We start from the raw sequence: 18,651 nt of genomic DNA on the forward strand, positions 1-18,651 counted from the left end.
GATACTCACAAAAAATAATATTATTTACCGGACTTCCCTATGGTCATTTTCAGTTGCATCTACTATACTATTACTATATATTTTTTAAATGTTGGAGGATACGTTAAATGAGAAAGGTTTTACTTGCAATATTTGCAATAATTATTCTTGGAATTGGAATTGTAGGATATAATGATATAACTGATAAACCTAATGAAGTTATTGATGAGAAGGGACATTCCACTGAGATTAAATTATAAGTGTTACACATATATATTTATGTTTAATATTAACGACAAAAAGGAAAGCACCTAATAGAGTGCTTTCCTTTTTATTTAAAAATTACTCAACAATTGTTACGTTAACTGTTTGAACACCCCAAGCAAAGGCTTCATCTTTTGTTGGAACATGTAAATCAATTTTATTTCCTTTGATTGCACTGCCAATATCAGCTGCAATTGCATGACCATAACCTTCAACATATACTTTCGAACCTAACGGAATGACATTAGGATCTACAGCAATTACTTTGGCATTTGGATCTTTATTCAAATCAACACCAGTATACGTTACACCTGAACAACCATCACATTTTGCAGTATAGGCTGTTGCTGATACTGAGATTGTTTTACCTTCAGAAGCTTGTTCTGAGTTGTTGTCCACTTTCTCAGATTTAGCTGCTGCAGTGTTTACTGTGCTTTCTTCACTAGATTTCTTATCTTCCTTTACAGGTGCTTCTTCTGCTACTGAATTTGTTTCAGCCGGGCTTGCATCTTCCTGGCTTACGTTTGCACCCTTGATAGATAATTCTTGACCGATTGTGATAATATCTGTTGATAATTCATTCCAATCCATTAACTCTTCTACAGATATGTTATATTCTTTACTTATACCGTTTAATGTATCACCGCTTTTGACTACATATGTAGTATTAATAAACAGTAATTCCTTCGGGTGAATCACAGTAGATTTTAAATCATTTATATCCATCAACTCTTCAACAGTTGTGTTGTAATCATTAGCTATCTTCCAAAGACTTTCTCCATTTTGTACCCGATGTTCTTCAGCTGAAACAGATGTTGCAGCCGTGACAGTAACAATAAGTGCTGCAGTAAGTGCTGCGACTATTTTTTTCATCTGATGTACCTCCTTGAATTTCTGACAATCCCAATACTACCACAGGAAAATATAGAATACAGTTACAAGAGGTTTAAGAGTCTATTACAAGAATTACTAAAATCTATTAATTTATTACATATGTAACATAATTGTCATAATTCGTGCTTCCTTCCATGTTTTTGTTACAAATTACCTAGGAATGGTCGCTTTTTGTAATAATATAAAGTCATCATTTATCGTAATTTGATAGATTTGTAGTAGTTATCAATAAAAAAGAAACCTCCTACCATTTATAAGAGGTTTCTTTTAACAAATTTTCTATTTTGCTTTGGTATACAAATAAAAACCACAGATTATAACAAGTGCTGATAAAACCATTGCTGTTATAAACATTTGAGAATAGCCCGTTTGAATAATTTCTGATACATCATGGATAATTTCACTTTTTATAGTAGGCTCCTCTATTTGATTAATGCTTTTCATAACATCCCCATAATTTGTACCAGATACAATTAAAGCTTCACTATATTTATTTTGCACAAAAGAACTAGCCTTCGATATGCTTCCTGTCATAAACCCGGCAAACAGGGTAGGGAAAACGGTTAATCCAATCTGTCTAACCAACGATAGCGTACCTAATGCAGACCCTTTTTCCTGTTCCAAGGCGCTTTCACCTGCAAGTATATTTAATGGTGCTCCCAAAAGCATTCCAAGTCCCGTTCCAGCAAATATACTTGCAATTAAAAATAGAACGAGTTCTTCTACGAAAAAGGAAAACAAGAAAAAGCCGAATAAACCGATAAAGCCGGAAATAATAATCGTTTTTATAGCTCCATACTTATCTGCGAACACACCACCAAGTCCAGCACCTACACCTGATGCCACTGCTAGTGGAGTAAGCCAGAAACCTGCATTTTCAACTGGTACAAATAAAACCTGTTGCACAAAAGCAGGAATGAAAATAATACCTGCTAAAAATCCACCAGAAAGCAATCCAAGTAATAAGGTAACTTGGTAGTTTCGTTGATTCAGTAATGAAAAGGCGATAATCGGATCACCATTTCTCTTTTCTACATGACGTTCATATAGGATTAGTACGATAAATAAGCCACTACCTGTAATCAGAAATGCCAATGTACCAATATCTAGGAAACTATCCATAATAGAAGTACTGTCCAAACGTGTTATTCCATACATAAAGGACAGAATTGCTGTCGATAAGAGGAATGTACCACTTAGATCCAACGGCCTTTTCTTTCCAGGTTTGGAATCTTTAATTTTTAAAAAGCCAAAAATGATTAGAAATAAAGCAATCGGTAGGTTTATCAGAAACATCCATTGCCATGTTCCGGTCAGGCCTAAGATGACTGCACCTAGATTGGGACCAATAAGAGCAGAAAGTCCATGCATACCTCCAAGTAATCCCAATGCTTTCCCCTGACTTTTTTTAGGTAATGTGGACAGAATGTGTGAAGTTCCAATGATGAATATCCCTCCACCACCAACTGCTTGAATAAATCTGGATATAAGTAAAAAAGTAAAATTTGGGCTAAGAGCTACCGCTAAAGATCCGATACCGAATAATAAGATTTCCATGATAAACAGTCTTTTTCTACCATATCGATCAGATAATTTGCCTATTATCGGTACACTTATTGCCATACCTAATGTATAAATAGTAATACTCCATGTTCCCCAGGACGGAGAAACATCAAAGGAATCATTAATTGTTGTTAAAGCAGTACTAATTATCCCATTGTCGAGCCCAGCCATAAATACTGCTATCGTAAAAAGCGTAATGGCCCATTTTTGTGATACCTTGTTTTGCTCCATTATAATCACTCCATGGCAGACATAACAAAAGGACTCGGGTGGTTAATGGAGTCCTTTTGCTGCATATAAATTAGTTAGACAATCCCTTGAATAAATTGCTTATAGATTGGAAAATTTCACTAAAAAAGTTAGCAACCTTTTCCCAGAATCCTGCATCAAGACCAAGTTCATCTGCTTTATCGACAATAGAATTGGCGATGTCCTCCAGCTGACCTTTTACCGCACCAAAATCAATATCCAAATCGCGCATTTTATCAAACAGGTTAATCAGCATTTGCCGATCTTCCTCACTTAAGTTGATTTCCAGATTGTTCAATTGCTCACTGACGATTTGCTCGACATCTTCCCTTGTTGCTGGATTTTGCTCTGCAATCATTTGTTTAATTTCACTTAATAATGTACTAACCTCTTCCTGTGATACACCCTCATTTTCGGCAAGGTCTGTTGCAACATTCAACTCTTCATTGGCTACTTCCATCCGTTCCTTATCCAGTTCTTCGCCTTCTACATTATAAGCTTTATAAATACCGGTTAAAGCAGAATGTCCACTCACCCTAACAGGGGAAACCACATCAACGGTAGCATTTTCAGCTCCAGCAGTCAGTAGAGCATTTTCATACATTGCTGCAGTAACTTCTGTAATATTTTCAGGAGTGACAATATTAACTGTCAGTCCGGTACCTTCATTTTCCAATACAATTCCTGCCGAAGAATACATGTTAGAATCTGGATTTCCATTGATAAAATCTGCGTAGTCCTGACCTGTCACATCATACTCTTCAACAGGGTCTGATTCTGTTATTTCCAAAAGTTCACGTACTTCCGCACGCTGCGCGTCTGTTAATTTCTCACCATAAATAATGATTGTATTGGATACTGCTGCTGCGGGTGCAGCGAATCCGACGATAAACGCAAAGACTATAAGAATTAATCCAACCATTTTTAATGTATATTTCATCGTTTAAAAATCTCCTTTTCAGGCTGGGTTAGGAGAGTATATTGATTTACTTTGTCCTGTCAACACCCAGCATTCATTTTAATAATCAAATTTATGTTTCCCTTTTAGTATAACGGTTTTTAATTCATTATAACAGGATACTATCATTTATTTTACCTTTAACTATATAACCATGAGCAGATAGTTTTCCACTTATTTCGCGTTAATGTATATTTAGGGTAACGAAGTAAAGTTCAAGAAAGAAGGTCTTTGGAATCTCAGATACAAATCAAGCAGTAAACCGTAATTTAATGATTATGTGGTTTGCTAACTTTTTTGTTAGCGGTAGTATGACAGTGGTTATTCCATTTATCTCTTTATACATTGAATCCATGGGGGACTTTTCCGATGCCTATGTGCAAACATGGTCAGGATTAACCTTTGCAGTAACCTTTATTACTGCTTTTATTTTCTCTCCGATTTGGGGAAGAATTGGTGATAAGTACGGCAGAAAAAAGTTACTGATTCTTTCTGCATTTGGTATTGGAATTTCTGTTTTTCTTATGGGGTTTGCCACAACCGTATGGCAGCTTTTTTTATTGCGTTTAGTAATGGGAATTGTGACCGGGTTTATTCCAATGTCACAGGCATTCATAGCCACACAGACACCCAAGGAAGTCGCCGGGAAGGTGCTTGGCACACTTCAGACAGGAAGTATCACAGGTGCATTAATGGGGCCAATGCTTGGTGGGCTTTTAGCAGATGCATTTGGATTTACAAGCACATTTAAATGGGTGTCCATTACAATCTTCATTTCCGGACTACTTGTTATGTTCGGTGTTAAAGAGGTTAAACTAAAATTATCCAACGATAAAAATGATTATAAATCCTATAGCAGTAAAGAAGTATTACAGCATATTATCGCGAGGCCTGTACTGCTTGTTGTCATGTTACTATCTACACTTGTACAGATTGCCCATTTCAGTATTCAGCCAATCCTTTCTTTGTTTGTTGAAGAAATTCACGGCCCGGTAAATATCGCATTTTTCGCTGGCATGGCTTTCTCTGCCGCTGGACTAGGGAATCTGTTGATGGCCAGGAGTTGGGGTAAATTTGGAGACCGTATTGGGCATATTAAAATATTGATTGCCCTATTGTTCTTAGCGGGTATTGCTTATTTACCTGGCGCATTCGTAACCAACATATGGCAACTAGTTGTTCTCAGATTCTTGCTTGGAGTTTCTATTGGCGGAATCGTTCCATTAAGAATTGCTTATATTCGTCAGAAAGCACCATTATCCATGCAAGGAGAAGTACTTGGTTATAATACTAGCCTCCGTTTCCTTGGTAATATTATCGGACCAGCACTTGGTGGTTTGATTGCAGCTGCATGGGGATTCTCTTCTGTATTTGTAATAACAAGTATACTGCTTATATTAAGTGGAACTATCATGCTTATTGTCTGGTATAAATATGAATACTCACCAAAAGAATCACATCGTTTTTCATCCCGATAAACCGTAGAAGATGAAGACAGGAAGCAGTGTTGCTTCCTGTCTTTTTATACTATAGAATATATTTTTAAACGCAATGATTGATTTTTCTTGGCAAATATGCTAAAACTAACAGAGTTCGATTAAAACCTTTTAAGAAAGAAAGTGATGGCAATGGGTATAGTCGTTGTAGAAATCTGTGACGGTAATGCAATCACTACATTAGATATAGAAAGTATCATCGAAACAGAATTTCCCGAAGTGGCCGTTCTAATGAATGAATGTCTATCGTTTTGTGGCTTATGTGCGTTACGACCATATGCGCTCGTGAATAATAAACGTGTTTCCGCTAAAACTCCAGAAGAATGTCTGGATAAAATAAGAGAACAAATAAAAAAAGAACTTGCTGTATATCAATAAACAGCAAGTTCTTTTTACTTTTTTCGACATTATTTCCAGGGAAATAATGAAGATATTCTGTATTACATTATAGACTTGCCTTAAGTATATCGACAGAATCCTGTCTGGAGAGTTTTTTATAAACACCATATTCCGGTCTGGCAATAACTGTTTTACCAGCCATGATATCCACAGAACTTTCGTCAATGTTATAGTCAGCCAACGCTGATGGCGCACCAATACTATTCCAAAACTCACGTAGTCTGTCAATTCCTTCTAATGCAACTTCCTTGTCCGATTTACCTGTCGTCTCCACTCCAAATACGCGAACAGCAAGCTGTTTAAATCGATCTGCATTTTCTTCATCCAATACATGGCGCATCCAATGAGGGAACAGAATTGAAAGTCCTCCACCATGTGGAATATCATGTACGGCAGATACAGCATGCTCCAGATTATGTGTGGCCCAATCACCTTTATACCCCATGTTCAGCATATTATTTAATGCTAATGTTCCCCCAAGCATGACTGTTGCCCGATAATCGTAGTTTTCCGGTTCCTTGAGAAGTTTTGGAGCTGTTTCCATGACCGTTAATAGTATCCCTTCACACCAGCGATCCTGAATCGGCGTATTTTCCGTCTTGTGAAAATAATGTTCCAGGACATGTGACATCATGTCCACGATTCCATATATTGTCTGGTCAAGTGGAACGGAAAATGTATGAACAGGATCTAGAATGGAGAACCTAGGAAATGTATGTGGCGTACCCCATCCATGCTTTTCATTCGTTTCCCAGTTTGTAATAACAGATCCAGCATTCATTTCCGATCCGGTTGCAGCTAAAGTTAATACGGTACCGAACGGAAGGGCTGCCTCAGCTTTTTCTTTCTTGGTTACTACATCCCACATATCCGCTTCTGTTGCAGCACCAACTGCAATTGCCTTTGTACAATCTATTGTACTTCCACCACCGACTGCCAACAAGAATTCAATTGCTTCCTTTTTACAAATCTCTACACCTTTGCGAACAGTAGTAATTCGTGGATTCGGTTCAACACCTGGCAATTCAAATATTTCCGCTCCGATTTTGCCTAACTCATTTATCACATTATCGTAGACACCGTTACGTTTAATGCTGCCACCGCCATAGACGATAAGTACTCGCTTGCCATATAACTCTACTTCATCAGCTAATTTATCCAGCTGACCTTTACCAAATATCAACTTCGTCGGATTCTGATAGATGAAATTCTCCATGAAAACTACCTCCAGTTATTTGGTGTATACTACGACATCCATTTCAATTAGGACATCTTTTGGTAAACGACTCACCTCAACCGTTGCTCTTGCTGGGTATGGCTCTGCAAGAAAACTTCCGTATATTTCATTAACTTCTGCAAAATTTTCCATGGATGATAAATAAATAGTGAATTTAACCACTTTGGAAAAATCAGTGTCTGCTTCATTTAGGATTGCTTTTAGATTTTCCAGTACCTGTTTCGTCTGATTTGCAATTCCATCGACTACTTCACCTGATTGTGGATTAATTGGTATTTGCCCGGAAACATATAAAAAGTCACCTGCCTGAATTGCTTGTGAATATGGACCAATTGCTGCTGGTGCCTTTTCTGTATGAATTGCTTTTACCATTTGAATTCCTCCCATTTCATTCCCTTTTATCTAGTATCGCATGTAATAAATCACAATACTTTCCTTAATCTTACCAGTTTCTTTATTCCAATGCTAATACGTCCCTATATTGCATAACAGATTGAACATAGTAGATGTCCCCATAACAAGCCTCGTACTGTTTGGCCTCTTCACGAAGGCATGTATAGATTGATTGATCTGGTGCATTTTCATACATATGTTGGGAGAAGTCGATTGCCGTCTCCACTGAATAGTTTCCCTTTTGTTCCTGTACATAATCAATAAAACCACGACCGAAATTATAGGACTGAATAGCAAGCTTCAGGTCTCCCTCGGCATCCTCTAATGTTTTCTGGAAATAATAGACTCCCTGTTTAATAGATAACTCTGGATCTTCTATACAACCAATTTGTCCACAATAGCTTTCGGATGATTGCATCGGATCAGTTCCCCGACCACCTGATTCCTGCATCATCATACTCATGAGAACATCAACATATTCTGTTACATTGTGCTCCTTCGCATACTTTTCGACCAACGGTTCATAATTCCGAACTTCTTCACTAATCATGGCGGATGATTTTTGTGGCAACTTACTCGGGCTTTCATATGTCAAAAATGACAGGATGAGGAAGGCTCCAATTAGTAGTAATCCTATTAACAAGACTTGATTAAGTACCTGTTTTACTTTTCTTTTAAGTTTCATTTATATCGTCCTTTTGGCTCTATGATTAATGTTTTTAACTGCGGTAACTTGTCCCAACGTTACTATAAAGCTCATAGTTGAGATAAACTGTGACATAAGGTAAGTTTCTTCGGCGACCGCTCTGGGAAATATACTTCGCGCACCTTAGGGCGGCCGGCTGGTGAGCCTCTTCATGCTAGCGCATTTCAGAGTCTCACCTATGCCTTTCCTCCCGCAGGAGTCTCCGTATATTTCCCAGAGCTGGTATTAAGCTTACAAACTATTAACTGCATTAGTGATTGTTGTAAATCATATCATATAGCTTTACCAGTCCGGCATCGCTGTGGGCGGTGACTCCTGCGGGAACAGCACGTGTCCGAAGACCCCGCAGAATGGTTTTCTCGAGGAGGCTGAGGCCGTGCCCTAAGGTGCGCATCCGCCCGGAGCGATCCCGGACGGCTTTGAAAAGCACATACTTATGGATACAACCAGCAGTTACGAGCATTTTATAGAATTCAGAAAAACAACAAATCTTTTCGGTGGGATGAGCAATGCACAGTCCTAAATCTTTTTGGTAGGACGAGTAAACTAATCTTCTAGCACAGCCTTACTTTTTAACTATCAATTTGACTACTAGAAACCAAACTATTATACCATAAAGAATATGCCCACTAATCCAGTAAATTAATGCAACGATATCATCAATTGCCGGTGTTCGTTCTGATAGTTTAGTAGTAATATACAACATTCCACCGATTAAAGCATTCATTAGGATATAAGGAATCAACCTAGTAACGATATTCCACTTTGAGAACAAAAAGTAAATCACAAATACGAGCAAAATAGATACCATTAAATGCAATGCAAATTCAGTTATAGCGTCTATTTCCCAACTGCCTACCACAGGGAAATAGTCTATATTCATTAATAGTACATAAACTGTTTTCCCTGTAAAGCCCTCTATGAGCATTAGAAATCCGCCAAGTAGTAATCCGGAAATAATTCCTATACTAAAAAGCTTGATAAATAGTTTCATATATTATCTCCATTATTTTTATGGCTATCTTCCTCTAAACAAATCCTTTTTACGCCATTTGCCAAACCGGTAATACAGTGCAGCAACTACACTACTTACAATAAAGCTTGCACCCATCCCTATTGCAATTCCTGTCTCACCAAAAATAGATGCAAATAATGCAGTAAGTGGATAACGTAGGACCCAAAATGAGATGATATTTAAAGCCAATACTTGATACATGGCACCAGCAGCTCTTACAATTCCATTTAAAATAAAATTGATACCCAGAAATGGATAACATAATGCAATAATCTGTAGATACCTCGTTCCGAATTCTACCGCTTCTTCTTCACGGATAAACAGTTTTACACCATACTCCGCAAAAAAAGCAACGATGATGCCAATAAAAAGCATAACTGAAAAATTGTATAGCACTCCATATTTAGCAATACCTTTCACTCGGTTCCAATTTTTAATACCAATGTTTTGGCCTGCCATACTACTAACTGCTGTACTTAGCGCATGGGCAGGAAGCATAAGTACACTATCCAATCGTTGCGCTGCACTGAATCCCGCAACTGCTCCACTGCCGAACGTAGTGACAACTGTCATGATTGCAGCTGATCCCGCAGAAATTACAGACATCTGTAAACCTGAAGGAATTCCCAGGTTCAATATCAGACCTATCTCCGCACTTCGGGGCAACGTTGGAACACTAAATGGTGCAAGTTTTTTATGTAAAACATAAATAATTCCATATAAAAAGGCAATCCCTTGTGATATTACAGTTGCATATGCTGCACCTTCCACTCCCCAACCAAGCACACTTATAAATAGCGGGTCTAAAACGATATTCAATAATACAGCTATCGTCACAAAACGTAGTGGTGTTTTACTATCACCGATAGAACGCAGGACCGTACTAATGAAGTTATAGCCAAATAAAAACAATATTCCAAGGAAGTTAATTTGAAGATAAGCGTTTGCTTGTTCCAGCATTTCTTCCGGTGTTCCAAGGAGCAATAAAAACTGTTCCGAGAATACAAATCCTATACTGCCCAGCACAATAGCAATAGTTGTCAATAGTACGACAAATGCATTTAAATACCGTTTTAGACCATCCTCACTGTCTTTACCTTTTTGCTGGGACAAAATGGTTAAAGCCGCATTATTCAAACCGATAACGAATGAAAGTACGATAAAAATTATTGTACTCGCAACGGCAATGGCCCCTAGTGCGGTTGCTCCTAATAAATTCCCTACCCATAGACTATCAATAAACTGGTAGGACGTTTGTAATAAATTGGTGAGGATAATTGGACCCGAAAAAATGATTAGTTGCTTTACTATATTTCCTTCCGTAAAGTCATGTTGCCTTTTCATGAAAAAACCAGCCTTCTACCTTTAATTAAGTCTTATTTTCTAAGCAGTTAAATATATAAACGAGTTAAGGCAACCAGGCAGAACACCCGATCACCTTAATTATCAGTATAACATTATGCTTAGCTAGCCGATCTCTGTATGTTACCCTTTTTATCTTCTCGCTTCATAATTTGGATAATGAGGAGAACAATAAATATTCCTAATCCAATCATGTCTGTATTTCCTTCTGGATATAATAACATTAAACCTGTTATAAGTGTAATAATCCTTTCAACCCAGTTTAGCCTTTTATACCAAAAACCAATCATACAAGCACCAATCGCTATCATCCCAACGAGTGCTGATATAAGTGCCCAGGCTATATCCAATACAGTTCCCTCTATCATTAACAACGTTGGGTTTAATACAAACATATACGGGATTATAAAAGCTGCAATCGCAAGCTTAGATGCATTAAATCCTGTTCTTATCGGTTCTCCACCCGATATTCCCGTTGCAGCAAAAGCAGCAAGAGCAACTGGTGGCGTAATATCTGCGACAATACCAAAATAAAACACAAACATATGTGCAGCAAGTACAGGAATAGCAACCTCAAGCTGGTCGTTCAAAGCCAAAATAGCTGGTAATGCTATCGTTGAGGTAATAATGTAGTTAGCTGTAGTTGGCGATCCCATACCTAAAATGATTGAAGCAATCATGGTAAAGAATAATGTTAGAAGCAACTGCGCTTCCACAGAGCTTGCAAGTGTACCTGCAACACTTACTAGACTATTTCCCAATTTAAGTCCAAGCCCTGTCTTTGTTACAACTCCTACAATAATCCCTGCGCAGGCTGTAGCTGCAGCAACCCCTAGAGCAGTTCTTGCCCCAGATTCCAATGCCACGATAAATTTAGCCGGCGTAATTCGTGTATCTTTTCTAAATAAGCTGACGAGAATCGTTGATAAAATACCATACAGTGCTGCTCTTTCCACACTAACGCCGATAAAGAGAAAGTATACAATAGCTAATATAGGTAATAGTAAATGTATCTTTTTTAATACAACTTTTTTACTCGGTATGTCTTCGTCGGGCAATCCATGTAATCCAATTCTTTTTGCTTCCAGGTGGGTCATAATCCAAATTCCAGCGAAATATAAAATTGCTGGGATTGTTGCTGCCTTCGCAATGTTCCAGTAGCTCTCACCAGCAAATTCGATCATTAGAAATGCTGCTGCCCCCATAATCGGTGGCATGATTTGTCCGCCTGTAGATGCGGCTGCTTCTACAGCACCAGCAAAGTTTTTATGATATCCAAGTTTTTTCATCATTGGAATCGTATAGGAACCGGTAGTCACTGTATTTGCTACGGAACTACCTGAAATCGTACCATTCAATGCACTAGAGAAGATGGCAACCTTTGCAGGTCCACCTACACGTTTACCAGCAATCGAAATAGCTAAATCATTAAAATAGTTTCCAACACCAGTTTGAACAAGAAAGGCACCAAATAATAGGAATAAGAAAATATATGTTGATGATACCTGTAATGGCGTGCCGAGGATACCTTCTGTTGTAAAGAACATCGAACCAATTAATTGATGCAAACTTAATCCACGGTGTGCCAACATCCCTGGCATAGAAGGTCCAAATAACGCATAGACAAGAAATAGAACAGCAATTATTGTAATCGGTAGCCCTACAGCACGTCTAGCAGCCTCTAATACGAGTAATATCGCAATCCCACCAATAATTGCCTGTGCATTATCAATCCCACCAATTTTCTGTACAAGTGTTTCATAAAATACCGGCCAATAGGCACATACGATAATCGATAATACTACGAGTACATAGTCATACCATGGTACCGATGATCTTTTTGTCTTTCTTCTCGCAGGAAATAAAAGAAAAATCAAGGACAATGCAAATCCCAAGTGGACTGTTCGTTGTATGTAGGCGGTATACTGCCCGAATATACCTGTATAAATCTGAAACAAGGAAAAGAGGATTAATGTAAGAAAAATGACCTTACCAATTATTCCGCCGACATTACGTGTATTTGATTCAGCATCATATTTCTCTAATAATTCTCGATGTTGTTGTTCTGTTAATTCATTGGAATCTTTTTTATCACTCATGAATTTTCACTCCTTTCAAATATTCCATTAAAGTAAGCTTCTCTACTTTCACTGTAAACCAGGCACCAGGGTCAAAGTAATCATTAAACCAAACTATATTTATGTTTTCGGGAGTAATTTTATCGGATTGAGATTCTTCCCAAGCAAGGCGATTTTTCGACACTGTTTTTCCATTTCTAACTTTTATCTCAGGAAAATAATTATCCAAATCTTTCACATGGTATTTTCCATCTTCGTAAATGAACTTTTCACCCTCCTCAGCGTTCGAAGGCATACCGATACCGAACTCTTCATAAACAATTTCAAATTGCTTTATACGATAATCGTCCATCACCTCGTATTTCTCAGAAACATCTGTTAAGTGAATCGAATGAGTAAAAATTAATTGAAATGAATCACCTATCGATATTGGCAGAAATGCATTTATATGGTCGGTATTCTCTTCATAAAAAACCAGGGCAGTACGAAAAGGTAAAAGCAAGATGAATCCTAATACGCTAAGTAAAACTAAAACTATTATTGCGACCTTTATTCTATGTTTCATCTATAAACCACCTATGAAATCTTACAGGGATTTTTTGATGCTTGGTGACAAGCAAGCTCATTACTGGCGACCTTAACTCCAAAGTAAAAAATAGCCGACAGCCAAGGTGGGCAATCGGCTATTTATTTATCTATCTACTCTGCACTAACTCCTTCTTCATTAAAATATTTCTGTGCACCAGGATGCACATCAATACCAACACCATCCAAAGCAGATTCCAATTTAATAAATTCAGCTTTTGCATGGGCCATACTTGATGCATTTTCATAAATTGCTTTTGTCAGTTCATATACGGTATCTTCTGGGACATCTTCCGCTACAGCTAGCATTGCAAGAACTGCTACAGTAGTCACTTCTTCCTCGAGTCCGTATGTTCCAGCTTCAATTGTATCTGCTGCATAATATGGATACTGTTGAATCATTTCATCGACTTTTTCCTGTGCAATAGGAATAATACTTACATCAATCGTTGCAGATAAACCTTCTACAGCCCCTGTCGGAGTACCAGCTGTAATGAATGCTGCATCGATATTTCCATCTTGAATACCACCGGTTGATTCACTAAAGTCCAGATTTTGGGCATCGATATCATCCATTGTCATTCCATGAACCTCAAGAATCTGTTCCGCGTTAATATATGTTCCTGACCCAGGTGCACCAACAGATACTGTTTTACCAGCTAAATCTTCGACAGTTGCAATCCCAGAATCAGCTGTAGTAACGATTTGAATAGTTTCTGGGTAAAGTGATCCAACGGCAAGCACATTATCAACTGGATTACCATCAAATGCATTAACACCTTCCACAGCATTTGCTACAACATCCGTCTGTACGAAAGCAAGTTCTGCTTCACCTTCCTGTAGAGCAATTACATTATCGGCAGATGCGTTTGAGGAAACAGCACTTGTTTCAATCCCAGTTGCGTCTGAGATATTGGTAGCCATTTCTCCACCAAGCGGGTAATATGTTCCACTAGTTCCTCCTGTTAGCATTTGCAAGAATTCTGGTTCACCTTCACCGTCTGTAGACTCCCCATCGTCTGCATTGTTACCGCTCTCATTTCCACCACAAGCTGCTAATAATAGAATCATTGCCAATAATAGAGCGGCCTTTGAAAACAAATTTTTATTTCTCATGTAAATTCCCCCTTATTATATGAACATAGTAAAATCATCTTACAACGGAATCTACATTATTGTCAAATTATTTTAAAAATAAAATCACTTAGACAAGGGATGGAAAAGTTAGAAAATAAGTTTCTAAGGAAAAGCCTAATAATAAACGACATTATTTTATAAATCCTTACTATTACCACTTTACAGATAAATGGGATTTATAAGATTTTTGAAAGCTTAGATACTTGGAGAGGCAGCTGAAAACCCTTTTATATAAAGGGTTTTATAACCGAGCGAAACCTCCTAAAGTCTTATCCCCTTAGTTGTAAAACACCCTTTTCATGATATAATCAAAGTCTATGTATTATATCAAATTATAGAAAGGATGTTAGCAATATATGAGCCATTCGACAGAACATATCGACAATACAAGAACTGTTGAACCATCAAACCCGAATCCAAATTCAAATCCACGGTTCAAGAATTGGAAAATTGTCTTTCGGAAACTTAAGAAGAATAAATCCGCTATGATTGGTGGTTTTTTCATTCTTTTCTTTATAATTGTTGCAATTATTGGACCTTTCCTGACAACTTATGCTCCTGACACACAAAATCTCGTAAACAAACTTCAAACTCCATCAGGGGAGCATTGGTTTGGGACAGATAATTTCGGTCGTGACATTTTTAGTAGAATCATCCATGGTACAGGACTTACTTTACTTGTTGGATTTTTCTCTGTGTTGCTCGGAGCAACAATAGGAATATTACTCGGTATTATTGGCGGTTATTATGGTGGACGTACAGATAGTATTATTATGAGATTTATGGATATTTTGCTCGCTTTCCCTGGAATTCTTCTTGCACTAGCTATTGTTACTGTACTTGGAGGTAGTCTAGTAAATGTAATTATCGCAGTTGCAATATCATCTATTCCTGTCTTCGCTAGAATTGTCCGCGGATCAACTCTATCCGTTAAGAAACTGGAATACATAGATGCTATGAAAGCACTAGGAGCTAGTGATACTCGAATCATCTTTAAACATATTTTCCCAAATATAACTTCACCAATTATTGTTCAAGCTACACTGAATATCGCAACAGCGATCCTTTCTGCAAGTGGTCTATCCTTCCTCGGGCTTGGTGCTCAGCCACCTACACCAGAGTGGGGAGCCATGTTGAGTGACGGACGGAACTTCCTATATAATGCACCACATGTTGCACTATTTCCGGGTCTGGCCATTGTCGCAGTCGTACTCGCATTTAATATGCTCGGTGACGGTTTAAGGGACGCATTTGATCCTAAAACGAAAGAATAGAAAGAGGTGAACGGTCTTGTTTAAATTTATTATCAGAAGAATCATTCAAACGATCCCTGTATTAATAGGGGTTTCTATCTTAGTATTTAGTATGATGCATCTAGTTCCAGGTGACCCTGCACAGATTATGGCGGGAGAAAGCGCGCCTAAGGAACAAGTTGAAAATATTAGAGAACGATTAGGGCTAAACGAACCCTTGCCTGTACAGTATTTCTCTTACATTGGAGACGCCATTCAAGGTGATCTTGGTAATTCCATGAGGAGCGGAAGAGAAGTAACCGAGGAGATTGGTACACGCTTCTGGGTGACAGTCGAATTAGCACTATATAGTACGATTGTAGCAGTATTTATTGGATTAATTGCAGGAGTAATATCTGCAACAAGAAAATATTCTTTTGCCGATACTTCACTCATGCTTATTGCATTATTTGGTTTATCCATGCCTAACTTCTGGCTTGGACTGATGTTAATTCAATGGTTTGCGATTGGTATTGATTTGCCGAGCTGGGTTCCATTTATAAGTGACACAAGCTGGTTTAAACCATCCGGATGGGGGAGCTTCCAGCAGGTCGTGTTACCCGTTATAACGCTTGGAACGGGTAGTGCAGCAATTATCGCTAGAATGACCCGTTCCAGCATGCTTGACGTTATTGGTCAAGACTATATTCGGACAGCAAGGGCGAAAGGTGTTAAAGAACGTATTGTTATCTATCGACATGCATTAAAAAACGCTTTAATTCCTGTTGTAACTGTTGTCGGACTACAATTCGGTGGTTTACTTGGTGGCGCAGTACTTACGGAAACTGTATTTGCAGTAAATGGAATGGGTAAGTTAATTATCGACTCGATTATGGCTCGTGATTTTCCAGTCGTTCAAGGTACAATATTAGTAGTAGCTCTCTTGTTCGTATTTGTAAACTTATTAGTAGATATAGCTTATCGATTCTTAAACAAACGTATCGATTTAGATTAAGCTTTGACAGATATAATAGATTGAAAGAAAGGAGCAACTAACATGACAAGTACACCTAAACATTATGAAAATATATTAGAAATAAAAGAACTACAAACTTCATTTTTTACGAAAGAACTTGAAGTGAAAGCGGTGGACGGTGTCTCATTTACCATTCCTAAAGGAAAAATCCTTGGTGTTGTAGGTGAATCGGGTTCAGGTAAAAGTATCACTGCCCTTTCTGTTCTACGTTTAATAGAAGAACCTGGGAAGATTGTTGGTGGAGAAATTCGCTTCAAGGGTGAAAACCTACTGAATAAAAGTGAATCAGAAATGCGAAGTATCCGTGGAAATGAAATTTCTATGATATTTCAGGAGCCCATGACTTCCTTAAATCCAACCTTTACAGTAGGACAGCAAATTGGTGAAGCTTATAAAATACATCAAGGTTTAAATAAGAAGCAAGCAACCGAAAAATCAATTGAAATGCTTAAGCTTGTTGGTATTCCATCACCTGAAAAACGTGTCCATCAATACCCACACGAACTATCTGGTGGAATGAGACAACGGGTCATGATTGCCATGGCACTTGCCTGTGACCCTGAATTATTAATTGCTGACGAACCAACTACTGCGTTGGATGTAACGATTCAAGCTCAGATTCTTGATTTAATGAAGGATTTACAAGAAAGACTCGGCATGGGTATTTTATTAATCACACACGACCTTGGTGTCGTTGCAGAGACATGTGATTATGTTGCAGTTATGTATTGTGGAAAAGTAGTGGAGTTTACAGATACAAAAACATTATTTAAAGCGCCAAAACACCCATATACAGTAGGTCTAATGAAGTCCATCCCACCACATGATCATGATATAGAAGGCGACCTGTCTGTTATTCAAGGTTCGGTACCTAGCCCCGCGGAAATGCCTAAGGGATGTCGGTTTGCTCCGCGTTGCCCGTTTGCTACAGACATGTGCAGAGAGAACTTACCAGACCTCATGACAGATGAAAATGGGAATCAAATTCGTTGCTGGATCTATTCAGATGAATGGGATGGCGATCCGGAGGTGAACGTTCATGCAGAAACAGAAAGAACTTCTTAAAGTTACCGATTTAAAACAACACTTCCCGATTAAAGGCGGAATTCTAGGCCGAACAGTGAACCATGTTAAAGCTGTTGATGGGGTTACCTTCACTGTTTATGAAGGTGAAACGCTTAGTATTGTAGGTGAGTCTGGTTGCGGTAAATCTACAACTGGTAGAGCAATCCTGAGACTGGATGAACCAACAAGTGGTGAAGTAGAGTTTGACGGTAATAACTTACTTGCATACAACAAAAAAGAAATGAATAAAGTTCGAAAAGACATGCAAATTATTTTCCAAGATCCATATGCATCAATTAATCCGCGTCATACAGTTCGTCAAATATTAACAGAAGCAATGGAAATTCAAAATTCCGTACCTAAAAGTGAGCGTAATGACCGTGTACTCGAACTAATGCAAACAGTTGGTCTAGGGCCACATCAGGCAGATCGAATGCCACATGAGTTTAGTGGTGGACAACGTCAGCGGATTGGAATTGCTCGTGCCCTTTCCGTAAACCCGCAGCTGATTATCGCAGATGAAGCTGTATCTGCATTAGACGTTTCCATACAAGCACAAGTTATAAACCTGCTTAAAAAACTACAACGGGATTTTAACTTAACCTATTTATTTATTTCTCATGATTTGGGCGTTGTACGCCATATCTCAGATCGGATCATTGTTATGTACTTAGGTAAAATTGTCGAAATTGCGGATAAAAAATCGCTGTTTAATAATCATATGCACCCTTATACGCAGGCACTACTTTCTGCAATTCCAAGTACAGATGTAGAAAAGAAAAGAGAAAGAATTATTTTAAAAGGAGATGTCCCTTCTCCAATTGATCCACCTAAAGGATGCAGATTCCACACTCGGTGCCCATTCGCTACGGACCTATGTAGAACTGAAACACCAGAACTGCGCAGTGCAGATAGCATGTTGGATGGCCATATGGCGGCTTGTCACTATATGGAAGAGATTAAAAGTGGGGAACATGAACCAACAGTAGTCTAACTCCTTAGA

The 18,651-nt window shown here is 38.2% G+C and carries 18 protein-coding genes; 7 read left to right on the forward strand and 11 right to left on the reverse strand.

What is annotated here, in order from left to right; all coding sequences use genetic code 11:
• Positions 1 to 107: 107 nt before the first annotated feature.
• Positions 108 to 239 (forward strand): hypothetical protein, encoded by a 132-nt coding sequence (locus BV906_RS20040; protein WP_281254135.1) that lies wholly within the window; start codon positions 108 to 110, stop codon positions 237 to 239.
• An 82-nt stretch (positions 240 to 321) separates the two neighbouring features.
• Here BV906_RS20040 and BV906_RS11630 read toward each other — a convergent pair whose 3' ends face one another.
• The 3 genes from BV906_RS11630 to BV906_RS11640 all read right to left on the reverse strand — a co-directional run bounded on the left by BV906_RS11630 (position 322) and on the right by BV906_RS11640 (position 3,889).
• Positions 322 to 1,116 (reverse strand): 3D domain-containing protein, encoded by a 795-nt coding sequence (locus BV906_RS11630; protein ID WP_087973706.1) that lies wholly within the window; start codon positions 1,114 to 1,116, stop codon positions 322 to 324.
• A 300-nt stretch (positions 1,117 to 1,416) separates the two neighbouring features.
• Positions 1,417 to 2,931, reverse strand: a complete 1,515-nt coding sequence (locus BV906_RS11635; RefSeq protein ID WP_087973707.1) for an MFS transporter — start codon at positions 2,929 to 2,931, stop codon at positions 1,417 to 1,419.
• Positions 2,932 to 3,001: 70 nt separating this feature from the next.
• Positions 3,002 to 3,889, reverse strand: a complete 888-nt coding sequence (locus tag BV906_RS11640) for a DUF1002 domain-containing protein (protein WP_087973708.1) — start codon at positions 3,887 to 3,889, stop codon at positions 3,002 to 3,004.
• A 290-nt stretch (positions 3,890 to 4,179) separates the two neighbouring features.
• On the opposite strand from BV906_RS11640, the gene BV906_RS11645 reads away from it, so the two are divergent.
• A complete protein-coding gene (locus BV906_RS11645; RefSeq protein WP_176330334.1) occupies positions 4,180 to 5,385 on the forward strand; it encodes an MFS transporter in 1,206 nt (401 codons plus the stop codon).
• 150 nt (positions 5,386 to 5,535) lie between these two features.
• Positions 5,536 to 5,781: a YuzB family protein gene (locus BV906_RS11650; RefSeq protein ID WP_087974070.1), complete on the forward strand. Its 246-nt coding sequence runs from the start codon at positions 5,536 to 5,538 to the stop codon at positions 5,779 to 5,781.
• Between the two features lie 67 nt (positions 5,782 to 5,848).
• Here the strand turns inward: BV906_RS11650 and BV906_RS11655 are convergent, their stop codons facing one another.
• From BV906_RS11655 to BV906_RS11690, 8 genes are all read right to left on the reverse strand, one after another.
• Positions 5,849 to 7,018: an iron-containing alcohol dehydrogenase gene (locus BV906_RS11655; protein WP_087973709.1), complete on the reverse strand. Its 1,170-nt coding sequence runs from the start codon at positions 7,016 to 7,018 to the stop codon at positions 5,849 to 5,851.
• A gap of 15 nt (positions 7,019 to 7,033) precedes the next feature.
• Positions 7,034 to 7,411: a RidA family protein gene (locus tag BV906_RS11660; RefSeq protein ID WP_087973710.1), complete on the reverse strand. Its 378-nt coding sequence runs from the start codon at positions 7,409 to 7,411 to the stop codon at positions 7,034 to 7,036.
• 82 nt (positions 7,412 to 7,493) lie between these two features.
• Positions 7,494 to 8,117, reverse strand: coding sequence for a lysozyme family protein (locus tag BV906_RS11665; protein WP_087973711.1), 624 nt, complete (start codon positions 8,115 to 8,117; stop codon positions 7,494 to 7,496).
• A gap of 586 nt (positions 8,118 to 8,703) precedes the next feature.
• Positions 8,704 to 9,132 (reverse strand): hypothetical protein, encoded by a 429-nt coding sequence (locus tag BV906_RS11670; protein ID WP_087973712.1) that lies wholly within the window; start codon positions 9,130 to 9,132, stop codon positions 8,704 to 8,706.
• A gap of 24 nt (positions 9,133 to 9,156) precedes the next feature.
• Positions 9,157 to 10,497: an MATE family efflux transporter gene (locus BV906_RS11675; protein WP_087973713.1), complete on the reverse strand. Its 1,341-nt coding sequence runs from the start codon at positions 10,495 to 10,497 to the stop codon at positions 9,157 to 9,159.
• Between the two features lie 119 nt (positions 10,498 to 10,616).
• A complete protein-coding gene (locus tag BV906_RS11680; RefSeq protein WP_087973714.1) occupies positions 10,617 to 12,614 on the reverse strand; it encodes a TRAP transporter permease in 1,998 nt (665 codons plus the stop codon).
• Entirely contained in the window at positions 12,607 to 13,158 is a 552-nt protein-coding gene (locus tag BV906_RS11685; RefSeq protein ID WP_087973715.1) for a DUF1850 domain-containing protein, read from the reverse strand. The genes BV906_RS11680 and BV906_RS11685 overlap by 8 nt, the downstream gene beginning before the upstream one ends.
• Positions 13,159 to 13,292: 134 nt before the next feature.
• Entirely contained in the window at positions 13,293 to 14,294 is a 1,002-nt protein-coding gene (locus BV906_RS11690; RefSeq protein WP_087973716.1) for a TAXI family TRAP transporter solute-binding subunit, read from the reverse strand.
• A gap of 377 nt (positions 14,295 to 14,671) precedes the next feature.
• Between BV906_RS11690 and nikC the strand changes: the two genes are divergently transcribed.
• From nikC to BV906_RS11710, 4 genes are read left to right on the forward strand one after another with little or no spacing between them, the layout of a single operon-like run.
• On the forward strand, positions 14,672 to 15,589 hold the full coding sequence (gene nikC / locus BV906_RS11695) for a nickel transporter permease (protein ID WP_087973717.1): 918 nt from the start codon (positions 14,672 to 14,674) through the stop codon (positions 15,587 to 15,589).
• Between the two features lie 16 nt (positions 15,590 to 15,605).
• Entirely contained in the window at positions 15,606 to 16,562 is a 957-nt protein-coding gene (locus BV906_RS11700) for an ABC transporter permease (RefSeq protein ID WP_087973718.1), read from the forward strand.
• 42 nt (positions 16,563 to 16,604) lie between these two features.
• The gene (locus BV906_RS11705) at positions 16,605 to 17,648 is read left to right on the forward strand and encodes an ABC transporter ATP-binding protein (protein ID WP_087973719.1); all 1,044 of its coding nucleotides are present in this window, start codon (positions 16,605 to 16,607) and stop codon (positions 17,646 to 17,648) included.
• Positions 17,623 to 18,642, forward strand: a complete 1,020-nt coding sequence (locus BV906_RS11710) for an ABC transporter ATP-binding protein (RefSeq protein ID WP_087973720.1) — start codon at positions 17,623 to 17,625, stop codon at positions 18,640 to 18,642. The genes BV906_RS11705 and BV906_RS11710 overlap by 26 nt, the downstream gene beginning before the upstream one ends.
• Positions 18,643 to 18,651 lie beyond the last annotated feature (9 nt).

The sequence above is a fragment of the Oceanobacillus rekensis genome, assembly GCF_002153375.1.
In the GTDB taxonomy this organism is placed as follows: domain Bacteria; phylum Bacillota; class Bacilli; order Bacillales; family Amphibacillaceae; genus Oceanobacillus; species Oceanobacillus rekensis.